General features: G+C 72.7%; 26 protein-coding genes. 5 read left to right on the top strand and 21 right to left on the bottom strand.

The features are described from left to right. Positions 1-64 precede the first annotated feature (64 nt). On the bottom strand, positions 65-700 hold the full coding sequence (locus IF188_RS03620) for a hypothetical protein (protein WP_191170435.1): 636 nt from the start codon (positions 698-700) through the stop codon (positions 65-67). 66 nt (positions 701-766) lie between these two features. Beyond that, the gene (gene coaE / locus IF188_RS03615; protein WP_191170434.1) at positions 767-1,390 is read right to left on the bottom strand and encodes a dephospho-CoA kinase; all 624 of its coding nucleotides are present in this window, start codon (positions 1,388-1,390) and stop codon (positions 767-769) included. 334 nt (positions 1,391-1,724) lie between these two features. Here coaE and IF188_RS03610 point away from each other — a divergent pair, with 334 nt between their 5' ends. Further along, on the top strand, positions 1,725-2,465 hold the full coding sequence (locus IF188_RS03610) for a response regulator transcription factor (protein WP_318152760.1): 741 nt from the start codon (positions 1,725-1,727) through the stop codon (positions 2,463-2,465). 18 nt (positions 2,466-2,483) lie between these two features. Here IF188_RS03610 and IF188_RS03605 read toward each other — a convergent pair whose 3' ends face one another. The 16 genes from IF188_RS03605 to IF188_RS03530 all read right to left on the bottom strand — a co-directional run bounded on the left by IF188_RS03605 (position 2,484) and on the right by IF188_RS03530 (position 18,056). After that, positions 2,484-3,650, bottom strand: coding sequence for a hypothetical protein (locus IF188_RS03605; RefSeq protein ID WP_191170432.1), 1,167 nt, complete (start codon positions 3,648-3,650; stop codon positions 2,484-2,486). Beyond that, a complete protein-coding gene (locus IF188_RS03600) occupies positions 3,650-5,317 on the bottom strand; it encodes a sensor histidine kinase (protein ID WP_191170431.1) in 1,668 nt (555 codons plus the stop codon). The genes IF188_RS03605 and IF188_RS03600 overlap by 1 nt, the downstream gene beginning before the upstream one ends. Positions 5,318-5,394: 77 nt before the next feature. After that, on the bottom strand, positions 5,395-5,928 hold the full coding sequence (locus IF188_RS03595) for a GIY-YIG nuclease family protein (RefSeq protein WP_191170742.1): 534 nt from the start codon (positions 5,926-5,928) through the stop codon (positions 5,395-5,397). 148 nt (positions 5,929-6,076) lie between these two features. Next, positions 6,077-7,525 (bottom strand): 30S ribosomal protein S1, encoded by a 1,449-nt coding sequence (rpsA, locus tag IF188_RS03590; RefSeq protein WP_191170430.1) that lies wholly within the window; start codon positions 7,523-7,525, stop codon positions 6,077-6,079. A gap of 245 nt (positions 7,526-7,770) precedes the next feature. Beyond that, on the bottom strand, positions 7,771-8,571 hold the full coding sequence (locus IF188_RS03585; protein WP_318152757.1) for a PH domain-containing protein: 801 nt from the start codon (positions 8,569-8,571) through the stop codon (positions 7,771-7,773). A 2-nt stretch (positions 8,572-8,573) separates the two neighbouring features. Then, positions 8,574-8,741, bottom strand: a complete 168-nt coding sequence (locus tag IF188_RS03580) for a hypothetical protein (RefSeq protein WP_191170428.1) — start codon at positions 8,739-8,741, stop codon at positions 8,574-8,576. A 108-nt stretch (positions 8,742-8,849) separates the two neighbouring features. Further along, on the bottom strand, positions 8,850-9,899 hold the full coding sequence (locus tag IF188_RS03575; protein WP_191170427.1) for a zinc-dependent alcohol dehydrogenase family protein: 1,050 nt from the start codon (positions 9,897-9,899) through the stop codon (positions 8,850-8,852). A gap of 31 nt (positions 9,900-9,930) precedes the next feature. Continuing rightward, positions 9,931-10,575, bottom strand: coding sequence for an SDR family oxidoreductase (locus IF188_RS03570; protein WP_191170426.1), 645 nt, complete (start codon positions 10,573-10,575; stop codon positions 9,931-9,933). A 36-nt stretch (positions 10,576-10,611) separates the two neighbouring features. Next, positions 10,612-11,718, bottom strand: coding sequence for an NAD(P)-binding domain-containing protein (locus IF188_RS03565; protein WP_191170425.1), 1,107 nt, complete (start codon positions 11,716-11,718; stop codon positions 10,612-10,614). A gap of 63 nt (positions 11,719-11,781) precedes the next feature. Then, positions 11,782-12,558, bottom strand: a complete 777-nt coding sequence (locus IF188_RS03560) for an isocitrate lyase/PEP mutase family protein (protein ID WP_191170424.1) — start codon at positions 12,556-12,558, stop codon at positions 11,782-11,784. A 38-nt stretch (positions 12,559-12,596) separates the two neighbouring features. Beyond that, positions 12,597-13,037 (bottom strand): YchJ family protein, encoded by a 441-nt coding sequence (locus IF188_RS03555; protein ID WP_191170423.1) that lies wholly within the window; start codon positions 13,035-13,037, stop codon positions 12,597-12,599. Further along, positions 13,037-13,402: a TraR/DksA family transcriptional regulator gene (locus IF188_RS03550; RefSeq protein ID WP_191170422.1), complete on the bottom strand. Its 366-nt coding sequence runs from the start codon at positions 13,400-13,402 to the stop codon at positions 13,037-13,039. The genes IF188_RS03555 and IF188_RS03550 overlap by 1 nt, the downstream gene beginning before the upstream one ends. Before the next feature lie 280 nt (positions 13,403-13,682). After that, complete coding sequence (locus tag IF188_RS03545; protein WP_191170421.1) at positions 13,683-15,059, bottom strand: DUF6716 putative glycosyltransferase; 1,377 nt, start codon at positions 15,057-15,059, stop codon at positions 13,683-13,685. Then, on the bottom strand, positions 15,056-15,928 hold the full coding sequence (locus IF188_RS03540; RefSeq protein WP_191170420.1) for an N-acetylneuraminate synthase family protein: 873 nt from the start codon (positions 15,926-15,928) through the stop codon (positions 15,056-15,058). Before IF188_RS03540 ends, IF188_RS03545 begins: the two co-directional genes overlap by 4 nt. Continuing rightward, positions 15,925-17,151, bottom strand: coding sequence for an acylneuraminate cytidylyltransferase (locus IF188_RS03535; RefSeq protein ID WP_191170419.1), 1,227 nt, complete (start codon positions 17,149-17,151; stop codon positions 15,925-15,927). The genes IF188_RS03540 and IF188_RS03535 overlap by 4 nt, the downstream gene beginning before the upstream one ends. Then, positions 17,148-18,056, bottom strand: a complete 909-nt coding sequence (locus tag IF188_RS03530) for a hypothetical protein (protein WP_191170418.1) — start codon at positions 18,054-18,056, stop codon at positions 17,148-17,150. Before IF188_RS03530 ends, IF188_RS03535 begins: the two co-directional genes overlap by 4 nt. A 172-nt stretch (positions 18,057-18,228) precedes the next feature. Here IF188_RS03530 and IF188_RS03525 point away from each other — a divergent pair, with 172 nt between their 5' ends. From IF188_RS03525 to IF188_RS03510, 4 genes are all read left to right on the top strand, one after another. Continuing rightward, the gene (locus IF188_RS03525) at positions 18,229-19,161 is read left to right on the top strand and encodes a 5'-3' exonuclease (RefSeq protein WP_191170417.1); all 933 of its coding nucleotides are present in this window, start codon (positions 18,229-18,231) and stop codon (positions 19,159-19,161) included. A gap of 84 nt (positions 19,162-19,245) precedes the next feature. Then, the gene (locus IF188_RS03520) at positions 19,246-20,469 is read left to right on the top strand and encodes a sensor histidine kinase (RefSeq protein ID WP_191170416.1); all 1,224 of its coding nucleotides are present in this window, start codon (positions 19,246-19,248) and stop codon (positions 20,467-20,469) included. After that, a complete protein-coding gene (locus IF188_RS03515) occupies positions 20,466-21,119 on the top strand; it encodes a response regulator (protein ID WP_191170415.1) in 654 nt (217 codons plus the stop codon). Before IF188_RS03520 ends, IF188_RS03515 begins: the two co-directional genes overlap by 4 nt. A 149-nt stretch (positions 21,120-21,268) precedes the next feature. Further along, positions 21,269-21,562, top strand: coding sequence for an SHOCT domain-containing protein (locus IF188_RS03510; RefSeq protein ID WP_191170414.1), 294 nt, complete (start codon positions 21,269-21,271; stop codon positions 21,560-21,562). Positions 21,563-21,585: 23 nt separating this feature from the next. Here IF188_RS03510 and IF188_RS03505 read toward each other — a convergent pair whose 3' ends face one another. The 3 genes from IF188_RS03505 to trpD form a co-directional block, all read right to left on the bottom strand. Next, positions 21,586-22,587, bottom strand: a complete 1,002-nt coding sequence (locus IF188_RS03505; protein ID WP_191170413.1) for a PHP domain-containing protein — start codon at positions 22,585-22,587, stop codon at positions 21,586-21,588. Between the two features lie 13 nt (positions 22,588-22,600). Further along, complete coding sequence (locus IF188_RS03500) at positions 22,601-23,104, bottom strand: aromatic ring-opening dioxygenase LigA (protein WP_191170412.1); 504 nt, start codon at positions 23,102-23,104, stop codon at positions 22,601-22,603. 85 nt (positions 23,105-23,189) lie between these two features. After that, on the bottom strand, positions 23,190-24,251 hold the full coding sequence (gene trpD / locus IF188_RS03495; protein WP_191170411.1) for an anthranilate phosphoribosyltransferase: 1,062 nt from the start codon (positions 24,249-24,251) through the stop codon (positions 23,190-23,192). Positions 24,252-24,417: the final 166 nt, after the last annotated feature.

Raw genomic sequence — 24,417 nt, 5'->3', positions numbered from 1 at the left:
CCGCCGCCGGCGCGTCGGGCGGAGCCTCCGGGCGGGTGGGCCCAGCCGCACCGCGTAGGACGGGTCAGCCGAAGCCGCCTCCGCCGTCGAACCCGCCGCCGTCGAATCCCCCGGCATCGAACCCGCCGCCGAAGGCGCCGTCGATTCCCCCGCCGTCGAGGCCGACCGCGCCGGGGTCGTACGTCTCGCCCACCCACGCGGGCGCCGCGTCGAGCTGCAGCGAACCGGCGCCGACCGTGTAGTACGCGGCGATCGAGCTCGACACCAGGAACTGGTCCGCCACGATCCCCATGACCCCCGCGCTCAGCAGCATCGAGCGCACGTCCACGCCGTCGCGCGGATCGACGTCGACCCCGACCGCCGTGGCCGTGGCACTCGGGAGCGGCCGGCCGGCGGCATCCGCTCCTCCCGCACTCGCACGACTCGCGCGGTGTGCCTCGGCACGACGCACGAGCCGGGCGATGACCGTGGGGTCCTCAGCCGCCGTGTCGCGCTCGGACTCGGCGAGGAACGGCCGCAGCTGCTCGAACAGCTCGCGGCGCCGCGCGGGCGGCAGGTCGGCGAACGCCGTCGCGTGCGCGCTCTCGATGACGGAGGCCGGCAGCGTGCCCAGCAGGTAGACGTAGCGCGCGATGCGCTCTTCGTCGGTCGTCGCACGGTAGGGGGTGCGACGCCGCCGGAACCTCGCGAACACGCTCATGCGGCAACCTCCTCGTCCCTCCTCCAGGATAGGGGCGCAACGGCGCGCGGACAGTGGCGGTCGGCTTCAGGCCCGCGCCCGGCGCCGCGCCACATGGTCGGAGAGCGACGCCCAGAGCTCGTCGACCTGCCGCAGCGTGTCGTCGATCGTGCCGGCGGTGTCGATCACGACGTCGGCGATCCGCAGCCGCGCCTCGTCGGGCACCTGCGACGCGAGGCGTGCCTCCGCCTCCGCGGGCGTCAGGCCGCGCAGCTCCACCAGCCGGCGCTCGCGCACCTCGGCAGGCGCGTGTGCCACGACGACCAGCTCCCACGGGTCGTCGACCCGGGCCTCGACGAGCAGCGGGACGTCGTACACGACGACCGCGTCGGGGTCCGCGGCGAAGGCCTCCGAGAACCGGCGGGCGGACTCCGCCCTGACGGCGGGGTGCACGATCGCGTTCAGCCTCGCGATGGCGGACTCGTCGCCGAACACCGCCGCCCCGAGGGCGGCGCGGTCGAGCGATCCGTCGGGGTGCAGCATCCGCTCCCCGAACGCGTCGGCGATCGCCGCGAGGACCGGCGAACCGGGCGACTGCACCTCGCGCACGATGCGGTCGGCATCGACGACGACGGCGCCGTGCTCGGCCAGCCGGCCGGCGATGGTGGACTTTCCCGAGGCGATGCCTCCGGTGAGGGCGACGAGCGGCATGCCTCGAGGATGCCACGTCCGGCAAACTGCGCGGTTCCTGAGGCGGCCCTGAGTCCGCGCTGAGGCCGCGGCGGTAGCCTCGGTGCACCGAAGAGACGAGGAAGCGCCTGATGGTGGTACCCGTCTCCGGCTCGACGGAGCAGCAGCCGTGGGGGCGTGAGCTGCTCGAGTCGGTGCACCGAGGACGCGCGAGGGGCGGGATCTGGGGAGATCTCCCGCCCTCCGCGCGGCCTGGGGCCCCACGACGGGGTCTCGTCGCCGCGACCGGCGGTGGGATATCATGACCGACGTCCAGGAGCCGGCTGTGACGTCGCCGGCGCCGGAAGGGTCATCGGTGGAGGAACCTCGCGTCGCCGTCGTCATCGAGGACGAGGACGACATCCGCTCGCTGCTGTCGGTCGTGCTGGCCCAGGCGGGGTTCGAGGTGCACGGCGCGGCCGACGGAGCCGAAGGCGTCGAGCTCGTTCGTGAGCACTCCCCTCTCGTGACCACCCTCGACGTCAACATGCCCGGGATGGACGGCTTCGAGACCGCCAAGCGCATCCGCGCGCTCAGCTCGACGTACATCGTCATGCTCAGCGCCCGCACCGAAGAGATCGATGCGCTGCAGGGATTGGAAGCGGGGGCCGACGACTACGTCGCCAAGCCGTTCCGGCCCCGCGAGCTGCGCGCGCGCATCGACGCCATGCTCCGCCGCCCGCGCCACCATGTCGGGGCGGAGTCCGCGACGTCGGCGGCCTCGACGGACGCGGACGCGTGGCTCGAGCACCGGGGCCTGCGGCTCAACGTCGACACGCGCATCGTCGAGGTCGACGAGGCCGGCGTGGAGCTCACCCGCAGCGAGTTCGATCTGCTGGCCGACCTGCTCGCAGCCGGCAGGCGGGTGCGGGCGAAATCAGACCTGGCGCTGATGCTCAGGGGCGACGCGTTCGGCGCGAACTCCTACGTGTCCGACAGCGACGCCCGCGCCATCGAGGTGCACATGGCGAATCTGCGCCGCAAGCTCGGCGAGTCCCCCGCCCAGCCCCGCTGGATCGAGACGGTGCGAGGGGTCGGCTACCGCCTCACCGCGTGACGGGATCGGTGGATGCCGCTACTCGGGGTCTGCGACGAGGACCGAGGTCTCGACGTTCGCCGCCGCACGACTCGCCGCCTCTCGGGCGACGCGAAGCAGGCCCTCGGGGTCGTAGCCGACGGAGTCGCTGAGGGCGACGCCGACGCCCACGACGGGGATCACTCCCCCGCCGACGCGACCCAGGTCGTCGAAGAGCCCGCGATAGACCGCGCCGGCCTGGCGCCGCGCCTCCTGCGCCGAGGTGACCGCCAGTGCCACCGCGATGCCGGTCGGCCCGTCCTCGGCGACGACGGCGTTCGTGGGGGCGTACCGGCGGACGCCGGCGCGCCACGTCTCGGCCACGTTGCCGGCGACCTCGCTGCCGAACGCCGTCGAGATCTGGTCGAGGTCGTCCACCCGCACCGCCGTCACCGCGATCGTCTCGCCGCGGCGGGCGCCGCGGCGGCAGAGCCCGTCGAGCACGTTCGCGAACGTCTCGCCGGTGAGCAGGCCCTCGCTCCCGATCGTCTCGTCGGTGCGGCGCGCATAGCCGCGCATCGGCGCCCTCGACGCCCGCAGCACGGAGGTGACCACCACCGCGACGATCGTGAGCGTCACCGTGAGGAGGCTGGTCGTCAGCGTCCCGAACGCCGATTGGAACAGCGCGCTGTCAGGCCCCGAGGTGACGAACGCCGTCGTCCGCGACACGTAGTACAGCGACTGGAACCCGAGCACCGCTCCCAGCACCCAGGCGGTGCGGGACTCGCGCATCGAGCCGCGCAGGCACTCCACCGCACCGGCGCCGGCGAACGCGAGCAGCGGCACGAACATCCACAGCGCGCCGGACCAGTCGCCGCCCGCGTCGCCCTCGATCGCGACGGCCGCGAACGCGGCGACGACGGCGGCGATGACGAGGCCCGACGACCACGACATGCGACGGCTGTTGAAGCGCCGGCATCCCAGCCACATGCATCCGGTCCCCGCGACGAACGAGGCATTGCCCACGGCGACCGCCCACCAGGCGCCGTCGCTCTGCGCCCAGACCGTGTAGGCGAGGGTCGTGAGCATCGCCGCGAGGAATGCGATCGACCAGATGCGGCCCGCGCCCTCGTCGCGGCGGAGCAGCGTCTCGAGGATGAACAGCACACCGCTCACGTTCACGACCAGAGCGGTCACCACGAGCACGCTGTCGAGGTCGAGGATCATCACCGGTCTCCTTCGGGGGCGGTCGCGGGAAGCTTCACGATGAACGTCGACCCGACGCCCACCGCGCTGTGAAGGCCCAGCTCACCGCCGTGGGCGCGCACGATGTCGCGCGTGATGGCGAGTCCGAGGCCGGTGCCGGCGCGACGCTCGGATCCGGCCTTGTAGAAGCGCTGGAACAGGCGTGAGCGGTCGGCCTCGGAGATGCCCGCTCCGGTGTCGCGCACCAGGATCCAGCTCGAGGTGCCATCGCTCGTCGTGCCGACGTACACCGTGCCGCCGTCCTTGTTGTAGGCGATCGCGTTCGACACGAGGTTGTCGACGACCTGTCGCATGCGCAGGGCGTCGGCCCAGGCCGAGGCCGATTCCAGCCCCGTCGTGTCCACCGTGATGGCGCGGGCCGCGGCACGTGGGACCGCATCGGCGGCCGCCGCACGCACGAGGTCCTGCAGGTCCAGCAGCTGCGGCACGAGCGAGGCCTCGACCGACGCCGACGACGAGCTGGAGGCCGCGAGGATGTCGGCGACGATGCGCAGCAGTCGCTCGGCGTTGCGCTCGGCGATGTCGAGGCCGTCGCGGACGTGGGCAGGCGTGCCGGGGTCCTCGATCGCGAGGTCGAGGTAGCCGAGGATCGAGGTGAGGGGCGTGCGCAGCTCGTGCGACACCGACGCGACGAGCTCGTCACGCGCGCGGAGCGCCGTGAGCTCCGCGGTCACGTCGCGTGAGACCACGATCGCCCCGGCGTCCTCGCCGCCGGGGTCGGTGAGGCGCCGCGCGGCGGTGGTGAGCGCCCGGCGTGGACCGGGCTCGCCGCCGAACCACACCACCAGGTCGTCGAACACCTCGCCCCGCCGCGCGCGCTCCAGCGGCAGCTCTGCGGCCGGCAGCGGCGTCGTCCCGTCGTCGCGGAAGGCGGCGGCCTCGGCGCTGTCGTCGGGCTCGATCCCCTGCTGCAGGCGCCCGTGCGCCTCGTTCGTCACCGCGATCCGCCCGTCCGGGGCGATGCGCACCACGCCGAAGTCGACCGCGTCCAGGACCTCGGTGACGATCTGCTCCTGCCGCCGGGTGCGGTCGAGGATGCTGCGCAGCAGCTGCGACTGCTTGGCCAGCAGGGTCCGCTGCGCGTCGGATCGCCATGCGTTCAGGTGACTCGTCGTCGCCACGGCGATGAGGACGAGCGGCAGCAGGAACGTCCGATAGGTGACCTCGGTGGCGCTCTGCACCGTGAGCACGCTGATGACGCCGGCGATGGCGACGATCACCCCGAAGAGCCCCAGCATGCCGAAGCCGCCCGCGAGCCACGTGGTCGGGAAGATCCACAGCAGGCCCAGCACCGAGTCCGGCGCGGCGATCTGCATGATCGTGATGGCCAGGATGTCGACGGCCGGGACGACCGCGACCCACCCGTAGGGCATCCGGTTCCACGGCACGACGAGGGTGGCGGCGGTCACGACGACCACCACGACGAGTCCGACGAAGAACATCACCGGATCGCCGCGAAAGGGTCCGATCGCGACGAGCACGCCGAGCACGAACACCACAGCCGCCAGCAGCAGCTGGTTGAGGGTGGCGGTGCGTCCACGCGTCCGGTCCGCAGCATCGGGGGCCGGCGCGTGGGTGCGCGGGCGCACCCCGGGCGTGCCCGTTCTCCCCGGCGTGTCGGCGCTCACACCCTGAACGTAATGGATGCCGCCGCGCAGAGCACCCGAAAACCACGAGGCATCGGCATTCGGCGGGGCCGCGGGCGTCACAGCCGCGCCGCGAGCGCCTCGCTCACCCATCTCGCGTGCTGCGCCCACGGGTCGTCGACACCGGCCGCGAGGATCGCGACATGCGCCTGGAGGGCGGGAGAGATCCGGAACCACTCCGTGCCGGGATGCCGGTCCGCGGCGAACTGCGCGTGACGCGCCTGTTCGACCGCGCGTCCGCCGCGTTCGAACGCGAGCAGCTCGTCGTGCCAGATGGCGGCGAACCGCTGGCGGGGGTTGCCGGTCGTGCCGATCTTGATGCGGTCGGCGTAGCGCAGGTAGTAGACGACGTCGACGCGCGGCGGCGCGATCTCTGCGTCGGGCACGTCGCCGTGGCGCCATTCGCACACCGCGCACAGCCAGCCGGACGGGTAGCGCACGCCCAGCCTCGATCCGCACAGGCGGCACGGCGACGGCAGCACGTCCGTGAGGCCGTAGTCGCCCTCAGCCCAGTCGACGACCGCGGCGAGGTGACGCTCGCACAGCGGCACCGGCGCGTCGGACGGCACCGGGCCCCGGCATCCCTCGTCCATCAGGCAGCGCGACGACAGGCGTTTCACAGGCACGCCGTGACGATACGCGGACCCACCGACATCACCTGGCGCACGCGAAAGGGCCGCCGCCTTTCGGCGACGGCCCTTTCGACCAGACGGTTCGGCGAACCGAGAGCGTCAGCTCAGATCAACGACCCGAGAGCTTCTCGCGCAGAGCGGCGAGAGCCTCGTCGTCCGCGAGCGTGCCCACCGGGCCGCTGTCGGACGAGTACGAGGACGAGCCGGTCTCGACCGGAGCGGCGGCCTCGGCCTCGAGGGCCTTGATGACGGCAGCCTTGTGGGCCTCCCAGCGGGCGTGGGCGGCGGCGTACTCCTGCTCCCACTTCTCGCGCTGCTCGTCGAAGCCTTCCTTCCACTGGTTGGTCTCGGAGTCGAAGCCCTCGGGGTACTTGTACTCCCCGTTCTCGTCGTACTCGGTGACCATGCCGTAGAGGGCCGGGTCGAACTCGGTGCCGTAGGGGTCGACCGACTCGTTCGCCTGCTTGAGCGACAGCGAGATGCGGCGACGCTCGAGGTCGATGTCGATGATCTTGACGAAGACCTCTTCGCCGACCGACACGACCTGCTCGGCGAGCTCGACGTGCTTGCCCGACAGCTCCGAGATGTGCACGAGGCCCTCGATGCCGTCCGCGACGCGCACGAACGCACCGAACGGAACGAGCTTGGTGACCTTGCCCGGCGCGACCTGACCGATCGCGTGCGTGCGGGCGAAGACCTGCCACGGGTCCTCCTGCGTCGCCTTCAGCGACAGCGAGACGCGCTCGCGGTCCAGGTCCACCTCGAGGATCTCGACGGTGACCTCCTGGCCGACCTCGACGACCTCGGACGCGTGCTCGATGTGCTTCCACGAGAGCTCCGAGACGTGGACGAGACCGTCGACGCCACCGAGGTCGACGAACGCACCGAAGTTGACGATCGACGAGACCGTGCCCTTGCGGACCTGGCCCTTGTGGAGGTTGTTGAGGAACGTGGTGCGCGACTCGGACTGCGTCTGCTCGAGCAGGGCGCGGCGCGAGAGCACGACGTTGTTGCGGTTCTTGTCGAGCTCGAGGATCTTCGCCTCGATCTCCTGGCCGAGGTACGGCGTGAGGTCGCGGACGCGGCGCAGCTCGATGAGCGAAGCGGGGAGGAAGCCGCGGAGGCCGATGTCGACGATGAGGCCGCCCTTGACGACCTCGATCACCTGACCGGTGACGACACCGTCGTTCTCCTTGATCTTCTCGACGTCGCCCCACGCGCGCTCGTACTGGGCGCGCTTCTTGGAGAGGATGAGGCGGCCTTCCTTGTCCTCCTTCTGGAGAACGAGGGCTTCGACCTCGTCGCCGACCTTGACGACCTCGTTGGGGTCGACGTCGTGCTTGATGGAAAGCTCGCGCGAGGGGATGACGCCCTCGGTCTTGTAGCCCACGTCGAGGAGGACCTCGTCGCGGTCGATCTTCACCACGGTGCCTTCGATGAGGTCGCCGTCGTTGAAGAACTTCAGAGTCTTCTCGACCGCGGCCAGGAAGTCCTCAGCAGAGCCGATGTCGTTGATCGCGACCTGCTTGGTGGCCGTGGCGGTCGTTGCGCTAGTCATGTAGTGGGTTGTCCTTGTTGGGTTGGGATGTCGGGCCCCGATCCTCAGGCGGCCTCCGACGCGCGGACGCGAACGGATGCCTCAGACCGAAGCGAAGCGGATTTCATTGCGATGCCGCTCATGCCCCCTGCGGGGTGCGTCCGAGCCGCGATCGGCTCCGGGCGTGGCGAAACAGCCACACGAGTGACACTCCAGGGTAACAGAACGCGGGGGTCGCCCGCGATGTTCCCGAACGGGGCGGCGAGTCAGCGCGGAAGGTCGATCGGCGCGGTGTTCGTGCGGTCGGGATCGAAGGGCGCGGCGCCGGCGGCGGGCTCGCCCCGCAGCTGCGCGAGACGCTCGTCCTCGCGTCGCTGGGCGTCCGCCAGCCAGTCCCAGCCGGTCTGCGAGCCGCCTCGCTCGATCCCGGGGACGGGCGCCGTGGCGCGGCCCTCGTCGTACGGCGTGACGGTGACCGTCGCCGGCTGCGGCTGCGTCGCCGGCTGCGGCTGGGGGACGGCCTGCGGCGGGGGCTGCACCGGCGAGGGCAGCGCGTTCGGGTCGCCGCGCCCGGCGGCGCCGCGGAGCCCCGCCTGCGCGATCACGCGCTGGATCGTGAGCCCCCGGGTGTCGGGATCGCCGACGTAGCGGATCTCGCGCAGTCCCTGCTCCTGTGCGGCGGATTCGAACACGAAGTGGCCGTAGCCGAAGATGCGCCCGACGAAGGGCTTGTAGACCGAGATGTCGAGGATGCGGGCGAGCGGCATGGTCGCGATCCGCTGGGAGAGGATGCCGTGCACCCGGAACACCCGCATGTTGGTGATGACGAAGCGGTCCATGCGCTGCTCGAAGATGCGCCACAGCGCGTGCAGGCCGATTCCGGCGCCGAGCAGAGTCGGAAGCCACCAGACCTGCGCCGGGAGGACGAAGGCCAGCAGGAACACGACGAAGCCGCCGAGAAGCTCCAGGACGGCCGACACGGTCGCGGCCCAGTGCTTGCGGACCTCGTCGACGACGTACTCCCCCTGATCCGCGATCAGGTGCTTGTCGATCCGCGGATCGAACACGCTCACCCCGCGGCGAGGGCCACGAAGAAGTCGACCACGGCCATCACGGCGCCCACGACGGCGTTGATCGCGCCCTGCACGGCATTGGCGGCATCCTGCGGGCGGGTGATGAGGTAGAACGCCGCGAACGCGATGACGAGCACCAGAACGATGCGCTTGACGATCTTCACGGGGGTCCCTTCGACTTCTGCTGTTCTACCTCATGCGCACGCTCAGGCACGCAGGCGCGCGGGCGCGTCGCCGATCGCCGTGGCCGGCACCGGCGGCTCCGGCACCCGTCACGGCCGCAGCAGGACCTTGGTCGCGCGGCGTTCGTCCATCGCAGCATAGGCCTCCGCGGCCTCTCGCAGCGGCAGCTCGAGGTCGAACACGCGGCCGGGGCGGATCGCGCCGGACCGGACGTCGGGCAGCAGCTCCTCGATGTAGCCGCGCACCGGTGCGACGCCGCCGTTGACGCCGACGTTGCGGTCGAACATCTGCCGCACCGGCAGTTCGGGACCGCCGTTGGGCACGCCGACGTAGCCGACCATCCCGCCCGGGCGCGTCGAGCGCAGCGCCTGGTCCATCGATTCCTTCGTGCCGACGCACTCGAGCACGCGATCGGCGCCGATCCCGCCGGTGAGGTCCTGCACGGCCCGGACGCCGGCATCCCCCCGTTCCTCGACGATGTGCGTCGCGCCGAAGTCGCGCGCGAGGGCCTGTCGCTGCGGGTGCCGCGACATCGCGATGATCGTCGTGGCCCCCAGCCGCTTCGCGGCGATGATCGCGCACAGGCCGACGGCGCCGTCGCCGACGACGGCGACCGAGTCTCCGGGGCGGACCCCCGCCGACACGGCGGCGTGATGCCCCGTGCCCATGACGTCGCTCAGGGTGAGCAGGCCCGGCACCTCGTCGTCCGCGACGGGACCGGGAACGACCGCGAGCGTGCCGTCGGCCAGCGGGACGCGCACGCGCTCGCCCTGCCCGCCGTCCGCGAAGCCGCCGAAGCGGTCGTCGCCGCCCCACCAGCCGCCGTGCAGGCACGACGTGCTCACACCGTTCCGGCAGTTGACGCAGGTGCCGTCGCAGACGTAGAACGGCGCGATCACGAAATCGCCGGGACGCACGATCCGTACGTCCGGACCGACCTCATCGACGACGCCGACGAACTCGTGGCCGATGCGGTGCGGCCGCTTCGTCGGTGTGACGCCGCGGTACGGCCACAGATCGGACCCGCACACGCAGGCCGCCACGACGCGCACGATCGCGTCGGCGCCGGTGGAGAGGACGGGATCGGGCACGTCCTCGACGCGGATGTCGCGGGCGGCGTGGATCACGGTGGCGAGCATGGTCCGAGCCTAAGGGGAGCCGCGCCGGGCGTCAGCCCGCGAGGGCGTGGCCGATGACCTCGTCCCCGCCGCCGAAGCGGATGGTGCGTGCGATGGTGGAGTCGTCCGCGATCGTCGCCGCGATCACCTCCGCGACGTCGGCGCGCGGTACGGCGCCTGATCCGACCGGATCGATCGCGATGCGTCCGGTGGGCGGATCGAGCGTCAGGGTGCCCGGCGCGAGGATCGTCCAGTCCAGGCCGCTCGCGGCGAGGTGGGCGTCCGCCGCCCATTTCGCGTCGGCGTACGGGAAGAACGAATCGCCGCGATCGACCCCGTGGTCGGCGCGGGAGCCGATCCACGAGACCATGACGTACCGCAGCACCTCGGCCGCGAGGGCGGCCTCCATCGAACGGATCGCCGCGTCGCGGTCGACGGCGTAGGTCCGGGCGGGGTCTCCGCCGCCGGCGCCGGCGGACCACACGACGACGTCGTTGCCCGCGACGATGTTGCTGAGCTGGTCGAGGTCGAGCTTCTCGACGTCGGCGACGAGCGGCTGCGCACCGGTCGCGGCGACCTCGGCCTCGTGGGCTCGGTTGCGGACGACGGCGGTCACGGTGTGCCCCTGCGCGACGAGCAGGGGCTCCAGCAGCAGGGCGACCCTGCCGTGTCCACCGAAGATCAGGATGCGGGCCATGGAAGTTCCTCCGTCTTCTCTCTCACGCTACGCGCGTCAAGCGACGAGGGCCTCATCCCGCACCTCGTCGGCGATGATCGCGCGCACGGCCTCGCGTCCCGCGCGGTTGGCGCCGACCGTCGACTGCGACGGGCCGTAGCCGATGAGGAAGAGGCGCGGTTCATCGATCGAGCGTCCGTTCTCGACCCGGAATCCGCCCGCGGGCGTGCGCAGCCGCAGCGGCGACAGATGGTCGAGTGCGGGCCGGAAGCCGGTCGCCCACAGAATGACGTCCGCGGGTTCGAAGGACCCGTCCGGCATGCGCACGCCCTCCTCTTCGATCGCGGCGAACATCGGATGCCGCACCAGCACTCCGCGCTCCTGTGCGGCGCGCGCCCACGGCGTCCAGTGCATGCCGGTCACCGAGATGACGCTGCCCGGAGGCAGTCCGCGGCGCACGCGGTCCTCGACACCGGCGATCGCGGCGACCCGCGCCGGGATGTCGAACGCCGCATCGCTCCAGTCCGGTTCGCTGCGGGTGACCCAGAAGGTGTCGGCCACGTGCGAGATCTCGTCCAGCAGCTGCACCGCCGAGATACCTGCTCCCACGATCACGACGCGCTGTCCGCGGAACTGCTCGGCCGACACGTAGTCCGCCACGTGAAGCTGCCGGCCGCGAAAGCGCTGCTGACCCGGGTAGCGCGGCCAGAAGGGGCGCGTCCAGGTGCCGGTGGCGTTGATGACGTACCGCGCCGACCATGCGCCCCGGTCGGTCTGCACGACCAGGCGGCCTCGCGGATCGGCGTCGGCGCGGGCCACCGCCGTGACGCGGACGGGCCGCCGCACGTCGAGCGCGTACCGCTCCTCGTACTCTGCGAAGTACGCCGGAAGCACGTCGCGGCTGGACGCCGACGGGTCGGCGGCGGGCACCGCGAACCCCGGAAGCTCGTGGATGCCGTTGACCGTGGCCATCCGCAGCGACTCCCAGCGGTGCTGCCACGCGCCGCCCGGCGCCGCCTCGGCGTCGAGGACGACATACGTCCGGACATCCGCTTCGGAGCCCGCGCGCGCCGGCACGAACCCGCGCCGCTGCAGGTGATACGCCGCCGACAGCCCGGCCTGCCCCGCGCCGATCACGACGACGTCGACGCGTGCAGGCTCCATGCTCGCGACAACAGTGCGCGACCCGCGGGGATTCCCGCAGGCCGCGCACGGGGCGCGAGCAGGTCAGTTGAGGGCGCGGGTGCCGGCGGGGACGACTCCCCCGCCGTACAGCTCGGACGCGAGGTCCTGCAGTGCGGTCAGCGCGACGCGCTGCGTCATCGGCCCGTACGAGATGCGTGCGACGCCCAGCGCCTCGTACTCGGCCGACGACAGCGCCCCGGGAAGGCCGATCACGCTGATCTTGCGCTCGCCGATCCCCTCGACCAGCCGTCGGGTGACGTCGGCGTCCAGGATGCCGGGCACGAACACCAGATCGGCGCCGGCGGCGAGATACGCGCGCCCCCGCTCGATCGCGTCGGCGATCGACTCCTCGACCGGCCGGCCGCCGCCACGGGCGAAGGCATCGGTGCGGGCGTTCAGCACGAACGGCACGCCCTCGGCCGCACCGGCGGCGACGATCGCCTCGACGGCGGCGACCGACTCGTCGAGCGGGCGCAGTCGGTCCTCGACGTTGGCGCCGACCACACCGACGCCGATGGCCCGGCGCACCGTCTCGCCGGCGTCGTCGTATCCGCCGTCGAGGTCGGCGCTCACCGGCAGGTCGCCCGCCGCCTCGACGATGCGCGCGAGCATGTCGAGCGTCGTCTCCAGCGGGATGCCGCCGTCCGGGTACCCGAACGACGCGGCGATCGAGTGCCCTGCCGTGGCGATCGCGCGGGTCTCGGGGAGCGCGGCGACGGCCCGCGCCGAGACGGCGTCCCAGACGTTCACGACGCGGAGGATCTCGGGGGCGGCGTGGAGTGCGGCGAGGGTCTGTGCTCTGTCAGCCTGAGTGGTCATGCGTTCACGCTAGCTGCGGCACGGGCTGTCGGGGCCGGTCAGCGCGGATCGATCCGTCCGTCGAGATACCACCAGCGCCCGCTCTGGCGCACGAAGCGGCTGCGCTCGTGCAGCACGCCCCGGTCGGCGCCGTGTCGCCAGGCGGCGCGGAACTCCACGGCGCCGCGCGTGTCGCCGTCGCCGCCGTCCTCGGTCCCGAGGATCTCCAGTCCCGTCCACTTCTGCGCGGGGTCGAGAGCGACCTCGTCCGGGCGGGTGCCGGGGTGCCATGTCGCAGACAGGTAGTCCCCGTCTCCGACGACGAACGCCGTGTACCGCGAGCGCATCAGCCGTTCCGCCGTCGGCGCCGGCGTGCCCTGCAAGGCGGGTCGGCAGCATCCCGCGAATTCGTCTCCGCTGCCGCACGGGCAGGGGCCCGCGGGCGCAGGGCGTGCGAAGCCCTCGCGCGGCGTGCGCGACGCCGCGGCTCCGAACGACATCAGGCCCCTGCCTTCTCTGCGCACGACACGCAGCGCGTCGCGAACGGACGGACGCGCAGCCGGGCGATGGGGATCCTGCGGCCGCAGTCGACGCAGACGCCGTACGTGCCGGCCTCCCAGCGGGCCACCGCGTCGTCGATCTCGGCGAGCTCGCGGCGCTCGGCCTCGGCGAACGCGACGGCGCGCGACCACTCGCCCGAGAGCGTGACGCCCTCGGGGTCGTGCTCGTCGTCGGCGACGTCGGCTCCCCGGTCGGCGCGCAGCTCGGCGAGGGTCTGCTCGTTGGCGGCGAGGCGCACCGTCGCGGACTCGCGCAGTTCGTCGAGCAGTGCGCGCAGCTCGGTCCTGCCGGCGGCGGAGGTCATCGCACGAGACTACGCCTGCCCTCCGCCGGCGGGGCGCAAGCGCGCCCGGGCGCCTCTGCGGCGGCGCGTCGTGGGAGCGCGCCCATCGGTGCCCAGCAGGTGCACGGCGGGCGTCGAGCCTTCATGTGGCACCGCCATAGCCTTCTCACAGGCGCGGTTGGGAGGGTGAACAAGACATCGCGGAGGGCAGGCCCCCGGTCCCTCCGCGATTCCCCGCAGGGCGGAGTGTCGCCCGGGACCCCACCTCGTGCCCGACCCCCGGAGGGCACGAGGGGCGGTCTCAACGACCCGCCCGGAGCCGGCGATCCGCTTCCCCCCGGACGAGATCGCCGGCTTCTTCCGGCCGCCCGGCCGTCGCGCTCGCGACCGCGCCCGTTCCAGCATCGACGCCCCTTCGCAGGGCCCGTCGCGCGCGGTTCGCGAGACGGACGGCCGCGCGTGCCGGCATCCCGATCGCGTACGCGACCGCGCCGGAGGCCGACCTGTCGCCGCGCCCGAGTGCGATCCGTCGCTCCCAGGCGTCGCGCAGCGCGCCGCCGCGCCGCGCGAACGGTGCGCGCGGAGGCAGGGCGCCGTCCGCGCGGCGCGCGATCAGGCGGGCCAGCACCTGGGTCCAGTCGTCGGCGGCCGGCGGGTGGAAGTAGTTCTCGTCGAGCCATTCCGGATCGGGATGCCGGAACCGCCGCGCGATGACGTCGGACTCGCCCGCGAGCAGGTCGGCGTCGGCGAGCGTCTCGTTGATGAGGCCGGCCGACACTCCGAACATGTCCAGAGCGATGACGGGGACGCCGCCCGCGATCGCCTCGATCGCCGCCGTCGAACTGACCGTCACGAGCCCTTCGGCGCTCGCCAGCGCGCGGGCCATCGGTGCGGTCGAGGTCACCAGGTTCGGTGGCAGCGCGCCGAGCGTCGCGAGCAGTTCGGGGTAGCCGTCGCGCTCGACGTGCGTCTGGTGCTCTCCCGCCGCCGCGCGCAGCTTGACGACCACGCGCCGCGACGGATCCGCCTGGGCTGCCGCGACGAGCAGGCGTGCGATGCGCAGCCGGTCCTCACGGTCGGCGGGCACCTTCGCCTGTGTCGCGAACACCAGGTCGGTCGCACCGGCGCGTGTGCCCGCCGCCGCCGCACCCGCCGCGCCGGCGGCGCCGCGGGCGAACGGCAGTGTCGCCAGCGCATAGCGGTGCGTGTACCCCGTGCGCGCGGACAGCGCGCCGAAGTCGCGCACCTCGCGCCGCGAGTGCACGACGAACAGATCGCACTGCAGCCGGTACACGACGGCCTTGCGGGTCGCCGGGATCGAGATGCCGGGAAGCCCCGTCACCAGCACCGGCCGCGGCTGCAGCTCCGCGATCTCGCGGGCGAGCACCCGCACCAGCGGACCGCGGGCGCCGAGCACCACGGCGTCCGGCCGCAGGTCCGCGAGCCGGCCCGCGAGGCGGTCGTGGGCGATGCGCTCCACCCGGTCGCGTGCGAGGCCGCTGCCCGCGAGCGCCGACGCGAGCTGCGCATCGCTCACCACGAGCGGGGTCTCCAGCACGAGGAGTGCGGCATCCGCCCGCTCGCCCTCGGCCCCGAGGAGGGCGGCCGCCCACTTCACGTACGAATCGGTGTCGGCGATCGCGACGATCCGCGGCGGACGCCCGGTCGCGCCGGTCACGCGGGGACGCGGCGCAGCTTCGCCATGGGCGCGAGCTCGCCGGGGTACACGCGCTTGACGCCGTCGCCGAGTGCCGCCTCGATGACGCGGATGTCGCGCACGAGGTTCTTCAGCCCCGCCGGCTCCAGCGAGGCGGCGTGGTCCGAGCCCCACATGGTGCGGTCGAGCGTGATGTGGCGCTCGACGGCCACCGCGCCGAGGGCGACCGCCGCGATCGAGATCTGCAGGCCGCGCTCGTGGCCCGAGTAGCCGACCGGCACGCCCGGGTACCGGTCGCGCAGCGACGGGATCATGCGCAGGTTCGCCTCTTCGGGCTCCATCGGGTAGGTCGAGGTCGCGTGCATCAGCACCAGCCGGTCGGTTCCCAGCGTCTCGATCGCCGCGTCGATCTGCTCGGTCGTCGACATGCCGGTCGAGAGGATGATCGGCTTGCCGGTGTCGCGCAGCGCCTCCAGCAGCCCGCGGTCGGTCAGCGAGGCCGACGCGACCTTGTGGGCGACGACGCCGAGGTCCTCGAGGAACGCGACGGACGGCACGTCCCACGGCGACGCGAACCACTCCAGCCCGCGCAGCAGCGCGTGGTCCGAGATCTCGATGTACTGGTCGCGGTCGAACTCGACGCGGCGCCGGTAGTCGAGGTAGCTCATGGTCCCCCACGGCGTCTCGCGCGGGATGTCGCGCATGTGCTCGGGAGTCGCGATCTCGGGCGTGCGCTTCTGGAACTTCACCGCGTCGGCGCCGGCGTCCGCCGCCACATCGATCAGCTGCTTGGCGAGCTCGACGTCGCCGTTGTGGTTGAGGCCGATCTCGGCGATCACGTAGGCGGGGCGTCCCCCTCCGACGACGCGGGATCCGATCGTGACGGTCATGATGCCTCCTGGGGCGTGGTGGGTCGTGGTGCGAGGACAGAAGTGGATGCCGCATCCCGGCCGGCCAGCACGCGATCGGCGAGATCGCGCACGGCCCCCGCGCCGCCGGGGCGGTCGAGGACGCAGCGGGCGGCGGAGAGGACGAGCGGGTGCGCGTCGGGCACGGCGACCGGCCACCCGACGAGGTCGAGGCACGGCAGATCGTTGACGTCGTTGCCGAGGTAGGCGATGCGCGAGAGCGGGATGCCGTGGGCATCCGCCCACTCCTGCAGCGCCGCCGCCTTGTCGGCCGAGGCCTGGATCACGTCCGCGCCGAGCTTGCGCGCCCGTGCGGTGACGACGGGGTTCGCTTCGGTGGACAGGATCAGCACCGGGATGCCGGCGGCCCGCAGCAGCGCGACGCCCATGCCGTCGGAGCGGCTCACGACGACGGACTCGACGCCGTGCTGATCGACACGCACGGTGTCGTCGGTGTGGACGCCGTCGAAGTCGGTGACGACGGCATCCACCCTCATCGGCCCATCGCCGCCGATCGCCCCGGCGCGGTCGACGAGAGGCGCGATCGCGCGGGCGAGCTCCAGCTCGTCGAGGGTGTCGATCTCGATCGCGGTGCGCGGCGCGACCTCCGCGATGCCGATGCTGCCGAAGAACCGGTGGCGCGCCGCGCGGAATCCGGCCGCACGCATCACGTAGAACGCCCCGGTCTCCAGGAAGTGCGGCTCCCGATCCTGACGACGCGGCCGGAACTCGAGGTCGTGGTTCACGGCGGCCGCCGCACCCCCTGCCCCCTTCTGCCACAGGAACCCGTACGTCTCCACGGCCGAGAACACGCTGTCGCGCCGGCGCGAGCGCACGAGATGGACGGCGTCGGTCAGCGCGACGACGTCGATGAACGGAGAGGTCGCCTGCAGGAAGGCGAGGACGCCCACGTCGACCTTCCTCCGCTCGAGCTCGTCGAGCGCGTGCAGCAGCGCACCTTCGGAACTCGCCTCGTCCGCTGCGAGCTCCGCCGGACGCTCGACGATCTCGGCGCCCCATTCGGCCGCGACGGCGGCGATGTCGGCGTCGTCGGTGGTCACGACCACGCGACGGATCGCCGGACTCTGCTGCGCGGCCGCCACGGCGCGCGCCACCAGCGGCACGCCGCCGACGCGCTGCAGGTTCTTGCGCACGACGCCCTGGGAACCGCCCCGCGCCGGGATGATCGCGACGGCCTCGCTCATGCGACGGCCCGCCTGACCGAGGTCGCCGGCACGGTGCGCACGGTGGCGCCGGTGCCGGCGAGCACGAGAGGCAGGGTGGTGGTCGTGCTCGACGGCAGCGTGAGCACTTCCAGCGGCTCGCGCGCGCCGGCGAGCACCAGCTCGACGGGCAGGCCGGTCTGCTGCACGCGGATGCCGGGCACCGCCGCGACCGCGTCGAGCTGCTCGGACGTCTCCCGCCGATGCGGCAGGTACACGGCGCCGTCGCCGGCAGCCGTGCGCACCCAGCGGACGTAGTCGAGCAGCATCATGCGGCCGTCCACGGGCAGCGCGCTGCCGAGCACGATGCGACGGCCGAGCCCCGGCGCCGCGGGCGCAAAGGCGCGCGTCCACGCGAAGTCGTGGCGGCGGACGGCGTACCCCTGGTCCGCAAGCGCGTCCAGCCGGTCGTCCCCGAGGTCGAACGCCGTGAACATGCCGGCTCGGCGCGCACCCGCCCTGCGGTGCACGAGCTCCGCGGCGAACGGCGCCGCCACGGTCGTGAGCCCGCGCTCGTGGATGTCGGGCCGGGAGTACGGGCGGCGGCCCAGCAGCGTGTCGGCGTACGCGATCGCGTGGGCGCCGTCATCGAGGAACGTCAGGCGCCGCGGGCGCAGCACGGCCGCCGCGAGGCGGAACTGGCCCGAGAAGCCGTCGCCGACGAGCCAGTGGCCGTGCTCGGCCAGCAGCTTCCAGGGGATCCCGAGATACGGCTCGAGCTGCCCGAACCGCGCACCGCGCGCCAGCAGCGCATCGGCGGTCGCCGAGATCTGCGGCGTCAGGCGGCCCGCCACCGGCACCGTCGTGGAGTGGGCGGCGGCCCACTCTGCGGCTCCGACGAGCTGCAGCGGCGATTCCACCCATGCCAGCACATCTTCGCGGCCCATGAACGCCTCCCTTCCGCGGCTGTCTCCCCACGGTGGGCGGCGGACGTGAACGAGACGGGTGCCGCCCGGGGACCGGCATCCATCGCACAGGTGAACGACGGGTGTCTCTCCGGACGCCTGCCGCTCCGGCACCCGCCGCGCGGGCGTCGGAGGCGCATGCCAGGATGAACGCGTGACCGACCGCCTGATGCTCCTCGACTCCGCGTCCCTCTACTTCCGCGCGTTCTACGGGGTGCCCGACACGGTGCGCGCGCCCGACGGAACGCCCGTCAACGCGGTGCGCGGATTCCTCGACATCATCACGAGGCTCGTGACGACGTACCGCCCGACGCACCTCGTCGCGTGCTGGGACGACGACTGGCGTCCGCAGTGGCGCGTCGACCTGATCCCCACGTACAAGACCCACCGCGTGGCCGAGGTCGTCGCCGGCGGGCCGGACGTCGAAGAGGTCCCCGACCCTCTCGAGGTGCAGGTGCCGGTCATCCGCACGGTGCTCGGCGCCCTCGGCATCCGCATCGTGGGCGCGGCCCAGCACGAGGCCGACGACGTCATCGGCACGCTCGCGACGACCGCGACCATGCCGGTCGACATCGTGACCGGCGACCGCGACCTGTTCCAGCTCGTGGACGACTCCCGTGACGTGCGCGTGGTCTACACCGCGCGCGGCATGAGCAACCTCGAGGTGCTCACCGATGCGGCAGTGGTCGGCAAGTACGGCGTTCTGCCCTCGCAGTACGCCGACTTCGCGACGCTGCGCGGCGACTCGTCCGACGGGCTGCCGGGGGTCGCGGGCATCGGCGAGAAGACCGCCGCCGGGCTCCTGGCCGCGCACGGCGACCTCGCCGGCATCATCGCCGCCGCCGAGGCCGGCGAGGGCATGTCGGCCGGCGTGCGCTCCAAGGTGCTCGCGGGCCTGCCGTATCTCGCCGTCGCGCCGACCGTGGTCGAGGTGGTGCGCGACCTGCCGCTCGAAGTGCCCGACCACCGGCTGCGCCCCCTCGACGAGTCCGCGAAGTCGCACGTGAGGGCGCTCGGCGACGAGTGGGCGCTCGGCACCGCGATCACCCGCATCGTCGATGCGCTCGACGCGGTGGACGCGATCTGACGATCGGGCGTACTCCCGCGGGAGTACGCCCGCCGCTCCCCCGGTCAGATTCCTCACAGTGCGCCGCGGCGTAGCATCGAGCGCATGCTCGGCCCTGCGCGCTTCGGTCCCACGGCGGCCGGACCCGCGGTGAGCACCACGGGCGATGATGCGGGCGTCCGATTCCGGCCGTCGCCCGCCGTGATCCTGCTGGTGCCGGTGGTCGTGGCGCTCCTCGTGCAGGTCCCCGGCACGATCGGGCTGTCGTGGTGGCAGCATGTGCCTCCCGCCGCAGCGGTCACGAGCATCGCGCTGGCCGCGGCATCCGCCCTCTCTCTGCTGGCTGCGAGAAGGATGCCGGGGCCGACGGTCGCCGTCGTCGCGACCCTGACCCTGGTCGATCTGTTCGTGCCGCCGGTCGGCGGGCCGCCGCCCATCGCCCTGGTGTTCGCCATCATCGGCGCGGTCGTGCGAGGAGCCCGCGTGTGGGCCCTCGTCTCGGTCGGCGTGGCGTGGCTGGCCGCCGTGGTCGGCCCGGAGCTCGCGCCCGGCGTCTTCGGCGTCACGGATTGGCATCCCGCACGCATCGCCTTCGCGACGCTCGGGCTCGCGCTGTGCTTCGCGGTCGGCGAGGGGATGCGTGCTCGGATCCGCGGCGCGCAGCAGCGGCGCCAGCAGCTCGCGGCCCGCCGGCGGGCGGCAGAGCAGGAGGAGCGCACCCGCATCGCACGCGAGCTGCACGACGTGCTCGCGCATTCCCTCAGCCAGATCGCCGTGCAGTCCGGCGTCGGGCTGCACCTGTTCGACCGTGAGCCCGAGCGGGCACGCGAGGCGCTCGCGAACATCCGCGCCCTCAGTGCGACCGGTCTGGACGAGGTGCGCGGTGTGCTGGCGTTCCTGCGCGGCGACGAGCTCGCGTCGCCCGACACGGCGCCGCTCACGCCTCAGCCGCAGCTCGCGCAGCTGCCGGGTCTCGTCGCCGGGCGCTCCGGCCTCGGGCTCGAGGTCTCGCTCGACGACCGCCTCGCGGGCGATGCGCCGCCGAGCGCGGTGCAGACGACGGCCTACCGGATCGTCCAGGAGGCGCTGACGAACGTGGTGCGCCACTCCGCCGCATCGCATGCGGCCGTGACGGTCGACCGCGAGTCCGCGGATCTCGTCGTGACCGTCACCGACGACGGCGCCGGCTTCCCCTCGTCCGCGACGGAGCGCGGTGGACTGCGCGGCATGCGCGAACGCGCCCAGCTCGTCGGCGGCGCCGTGACGGTCCAGAGCAGTCCGCGCGGCACCTCCGTGGTCGCGCGCCTCCCCTGGACCGGTGTCGCATGATCCGCGTGGCGCTGACCGACGACCACCAGCTGGTGCGCGCGGGCTTCCGCGCCCTCCTGGACTCCGAACCCGACATCGACGTCGTCGCCGAGGCGTCCGGCGGTCAGGAGTTGCTGCGACGACTGCGCGACACCCCGGCGGACGTCGCGCTCGTCGACATCCGGATGCCCGACGGCGACGGGCTGTGGGCGGCCGAGCAGATCGCCGCGGACCCGAGCCTGGCCGGTGTGCGCGTCGTGATCGTCACGACCTTCGAGCTCGACGAGTACGTCGTGCGCGCGGTGCTCGCAGGCGCCAGCGGCTTCCTCGTGAAGGACACCGAGCCCGCCGACCTGATCCGCGCCGTCCGCGCGGTGGCCGACGGTGACGCGCTGCTCTCGCCCGGGGTGACCCGCACGCTCCTGGACCGCGCCGCGGCGGGTCTGCGCCGGTCCCCCGACCCGCGCCTGCTCGAAGCGCTCACCGAGCGCGAGGTCGACGTGCTGCGGCTCGTGGCCGAGGGGCTCACGAATGACGAGATCGGCGCGCGCCTGTACCTGTCGCCGCTGACCGCCAAGACCCACGTGTCGCGCATCATGCAGAAGCTCGCCGCGCGCGACCGCGTGCGCCTGGTGATCATCGCGTACGAGTCCGGTCTCACCGGCGCCTGACGCGGCTCCGTCGCAGCCGCATCGAGCGGCGTACTGCCGTGGGAGCATCCGAGATCACTCCCCCGGCCGGATTCGCGGATACCGCGCCCCGCCTTGACTGGAGGCATCCGGTCGTCCATCCCGGCGCGACCGACTCAGGAAGGATCCTCATGTCCACTGCACTCGCCACCGGAATCGTGGCCACCCACGTCGTCGGCCCCTGGGGGTTCGGCTGGTGGTTCCTGCTCATCCCGCTGTTCTGGATCGCGCTGATCGCCGTGCTGTTCGCGCTCTTCGGCCGCCGCTGGCGCCGCGCGGCCGCGGCGGGCGGATACGGCCCGTATGGGCGCACGCCCGCACGCCAGGCCGAGACGACGCTCGCCGAGCGGTTCGCGAAGGGCGACATCGACGAGACCGAGTACCGCGCCCGCCTCGAGGTGCTGCGCGCCAACGCGCCGCAGTGAGCGCCGCCGGGCGCGACTTGTGGCTAGGTGCAGCGGTCGCGCCCGGTCCATGCGCGCAGGCGGTCCAGGGGCCACGTCGTCACGATGCGCTCGGCCGGCACTCCCAGGCGTTCGGCGCGCTCGGCGCCGTAGTCCAGCAGCGACAGCTGCCCCGGCGCGTGCGCATCGGAGTCGATCGAGAACAGGCAGCCGATCTCGAGCGCGAGCCCGATCAGGTCGTCCGGCGGGTCCTGACGCTCCGGTCGCGAGTTGATCTCGACGGCGACGCCGTGCGCCTCGCATGCCTCGAACACGGGCCGCGCCTCGAACGTCGAGGGCGGCCGGGTGCCGCGCGACCCCTCGACGAGCCGGCCCGTGACGTGCCCCAGCACATCGACGTGGGGATCGGATGCAGCGGCCACCAGCCGCCGCGTCATCGGGCCCTTCTCCATGCGCAGCTTCGAATGCGCCGAGGCCACCACCACGTCCAGCACGCCGAGCAGGTCGTCGTCCTGGTCGAGCGACCCGTCGTCGAGGATGTCGACCTCGATCCCCGACAGCAGAGTGAACCCGCCGCCGCTCATGCCCGCCACGACCTCCAGCTGCGATCGCAGCCGCTCGGGCGACAGCCCGTTCGCGACGCGGAGCCGCGGCGAATGGTCGGTCAGGGCCAGGTATTCATGACCGAGCGTGCGGGCGGCATCCACCATCAGCTCGATGGAGGTGAGGCCGTCCGACCAGTCGCTGTGCGAGTGCAGGTCGCCTCGCAGCTTCGTGCGCAGCGTCGAGGCCCGCTGCACCCCGGCGCGCTCGCGCAGATCGGCCAGATAGCCCGGAACCTCGCCCGCCAGCGCCTGCTGGATGACGGCGAAGGTCGAATCGCCGACGCCCTTGCGGCGGCGCAGCGAGGCGGCATCCCGAAGCTCTTCGTCGCTCAGCCCCTCGATCGCGTCGGCCGCCGCGCGGAACGCCTTGGACTTGTACCGCGACGACCGCTCGCGCTCCAGGAGCGTCGCGATCTCGGTGAGCGCCTCGTGCGGGTTCACCGGGCGCCGCGGGTCACGGTGTCGGCGCGGCTCGCCGCACCACCACCGGCGCCCCGGCGAGTCGATGCAGCGCCCAGCCGAACAGGATCGACAGGATGCCCATGCCGATCGCGAACGCGGCGACGCCGAACGACACGACCGAGGTGAACAGCGAGGCACGCAGGAACGACGCGTCCATCACCGTCGCGCGCACCGGGTCGTCCATCGGCAGCTCGGCGTACGTCTTGCCGTCCGCCATGTCCAGCGCGTGCTGCTGGATGACCTCGGCCTGCGCGTAGGCGGTGAACGGCCCCGCGACCTGCGCTCCCTGGAACGCCATCGCGTCGTCGGAGACCGTGATGTTCTCTTCGCGCAGCTGCGTCGACACCGCGATCCACGCGACGATCCCGACGACGATCAGCAGGATGCCGGCGATGATGCCGAGGACGCCGACGACCTTGACGCCGCCGAGCTTGCGGGCGGGTGGTTCGACGGAGCCGTCGAGCGGGCCGGACGGGGTGGCGGTGTCGTCGGTCATGGCGTCCTCCAGACGGATCGTGGGCCTGCCGCACACGGTAGCGGGGACCGCCGACGCTCCGGAAGAGACAGGCCGTGAAAATCCCTCAGGACGCGAACGAGCGCGTCACCTCGACCCAGCGCTCCAGGGTGGATGCCGCCGCGCCGCTGTCGATGGCGGCCGCGGCCTCGTCGCGCGCCTCGGCCAGACGCTCCAGGATCGGGCGCTGCACCTCGGTCGCGTCGCGGAACAGCCGGTAGGCCACGATCCCCGCCGCCGCGTTGAGCAGCACGATGTCGCGGACGGGACCGGTGTCGCCGGCCAGCACACGACGCACGATGCCGGCGTTGTGCACGGGGTCGCCGCCGAGCAGGTCGTCGATGTCGGCGAGGGGGATGCCGAGGTCGCGCGGGTCGAGGTCGTGCTCGTGGATGTCGCCGCGGCTGACCTCCCACACGCGGCTGTGACCCGTGGTCGTGAGCTCGTCGAGCCCGTCGTCGCCACGGAACACGAGTGCCGTCGCGCCGCGCGTGCGGAACACGCCGGTGATGAGGGGCACACGGTCGAGGTGGGCGACGCCGACGGCGTTGGCCTCGGCGCGCGCCGGGTTGCACAGCGGGCCGAGGAAGTTGAAGACGGTGGGCACGCCGAGCTCGGCGCGTGTCGGCCCGGCGTGACGGAACCCGGGGTGGAACGCCGACGCGAAGGCGAAGGTGATGCCGGCCCGCGACAGCGTCTCGGCGACGGCGTCGGGCGACAGCGTGAGATCGACCCCGAGGGCGCCCAGCACATCGGACGAGCCCGACGAAGAGCTGGCCGCCTTGTTGCCGTGCTTCACGACGGGGACGCCGGATGCCGCGGCCACCAGCGCCGACATCGTCGAGACGTTGACGGTGCCGAAGCGGTCGCCGCCGGTGCCGACGATGTCGAGCACGGCCGCGTCCACCGGGAGCGGGAGCGCCGCCTCCAGAATCGCGTCGCGGAAGCCCACGATCTCGTCGACCGTCTCGCCCTTGCCGCGCAGCGCGACCAGGAACGCGCCCAGCTGCGAGGGGGTCGCCGCGCCCGACATGATCTGCCGCATCGCCCACGTCGACTCCGAGACGCTGAGGTCGCGCCGCTCCAGCAGCGTGGTGAGGATTCCCGGCCAGGTGTACAGCTCCGCCATAACGCAGAAGCCTAGCGGCGCGCGGGAATCGGAACCGATTCGTGACAGGGCGGCCATCGTCGCGCGATTCTGCGTCTTCACCACGGGTTCACGGCAGAGTCGCAGTGTTCTTTTAGGTCGCCCTAAGTATGCGTCCGGGCAAATCGATGCCCTCCGATGCGAAAAT

It is taken from the genome of Microbacterium helvum (assembly GCF_014779795.1).
Taxonomy (GTDB): Bacteria; Actinomycetota; Actinomycetes; order Actinomycetales; family Microbacteriaceae; genus Microbacterium; species Microbacterium helvum.
This window is presented reverse-complemented; position numbering and strand designations above follow the sequence as displayed.

What these genes read in the sequence shown, in the direction of transcription:
- IF188_RS03605 (WP_191170432.1), bottom strand. Translation starts at nt 3,650, where the DNA reads ATGATCCTCGACCTCGACAGCGTGCTCGTGGTGACCGCTCTGGTCGTG.
- IF188_RS03575 (WP_191170427.1), bottom strand. Translation starts at nt 9,899, where the DNA reads ATGCTCGCCACCGTGATCCACGCCGCCCGCGACATCCGCGTCGAGGAC.
- IF188_RS03570 (WP_191170426.1), bottom strand. Translation starts at nt 10,575, where the DNA reads ATGGCCCGCATCCTGATCTTCGGTGGACACGGCAGGGTCGCCCTGCTG.
- IF188_RS03515 (WP_191170415.1), top strand. Translation starts at nt 20,466, where the DNA reads ATGATCCGCGTGGCGCTGACCGACGACCACCAGCTGGTGCGCGCGGGC.
- coaE (WP_191170434.1), bottom strand. Translation starts at nt 1,390, where the DNA reads ATGCCGCTCGTCGCCCTCACCGGAGGCATCGCCTCGGGAAAGTCCACC.
- IF188_RS03595 (WP_191170742.1), bottom strand. Translation starts at nt 5,928, where the DNA reads ATGGACGAGGGATGCCGGGGCCCGGTGCCGTCCGACGCGCCGGTGCCG.
- trpD (WP_191170411.1), bottom strand. Translation starts at nt 24,251, where the DNA reads ATGGCGGAGCTGTACACCTGGCCGGGAATCCTCACCACGCTGCTGGAG.
- IF188_RS03510 (WP_191170414.1), top strand. Translation starts at nt 21,269, where the DNA reads ATGTCCACTGCACTCGCCACCGGAATCGTGGCCACCCACGTCGTCGGC.
- IF188_RS03540 (WP_191170420.1), bottom strand. Translation starts at nt 15,928, where the DNA reads ATGACCGTCACGATCGGATCCCGCGTCGTCGGAGGGGGACGCCCCGCC.
- IF188_RS03620 (WP_191170435.1), bottom strand. Translation starts at nt 700, where the DNA reads ATGAGCGTGTTCGCGAGGTTCCGGCGGCGTCGCACCCCCTACCGTGCG.
- IF188_RS03550 (WP_191170422.1), bottom strand. Translation starts at nt 13,402, where the DNA reads ATGACCTCCGCCGCCGGCAGGACCGAGCTGCGCGCACTGCTCGACGAA.
- IF188_RS03560 (WP_191170424.1), bottom strand. Translation starts at nt 12,558, where the DNA reads ATGACCACTCAGGCTGACAGAGCACAGACCCTCGCCGCACTCCACGCC.
- IF188_RS03520 (WP_191170416.1), top strand. Translation starts at nt 19,246, where the DNA reads ATGCTCGGCCCTGCGCGCTTCGGTCCCACGGCGGCCGGACCCGCGGTG.
- rpsA (WP_191170430.1), bottom strand. Translation starts at nt 7,525, where the DNA reads ATGACTAGCGCAACGACCGCCACGGCCACCAAGCAGGTCGCGATCAAC.
- IF188_RS03500 (WP_191170412.1), bottom strand. Translation starts at nt 23,104, where the DNA reads ATGACCGACGACACCGCCACCCCGTCCGGCCCGCTCGACGGCTCCGTC.
- IF188_RS03535 (WP_191170419.1), bottom strand. Translation starts at nt 17,151, where the DNA reads ATGAGCGAGGCCGTCGCGATCATCCCGGCGCGGGGCGGTTCCCAGGGC.
- IF188_RS03565 (WP_191170425.1), bottom strand. Translation starts at nt 11,718, where the DNA reads ATGGAGCCTGCACGCGTCGACGTCGTCGTGATCGGCGCGGGGCAGGCC.
- IF188_RS03530 (WP_191170418.1), bottom strand. Translation starts at nt 18,056, where the DNA reads ATGGGCCGCGAAGATGTGCTGGCATGGGTGGAATCGCCGCTGCAGCTC.
- IF188_RS03555 (WP_191170423.1), bottom strand. Translation starts at nt 13,037, where the DNA reads ATGTCGTTCGGAGCCGCGGCGTCGCGCACGCCGCGCGAGGGCTTCGCA.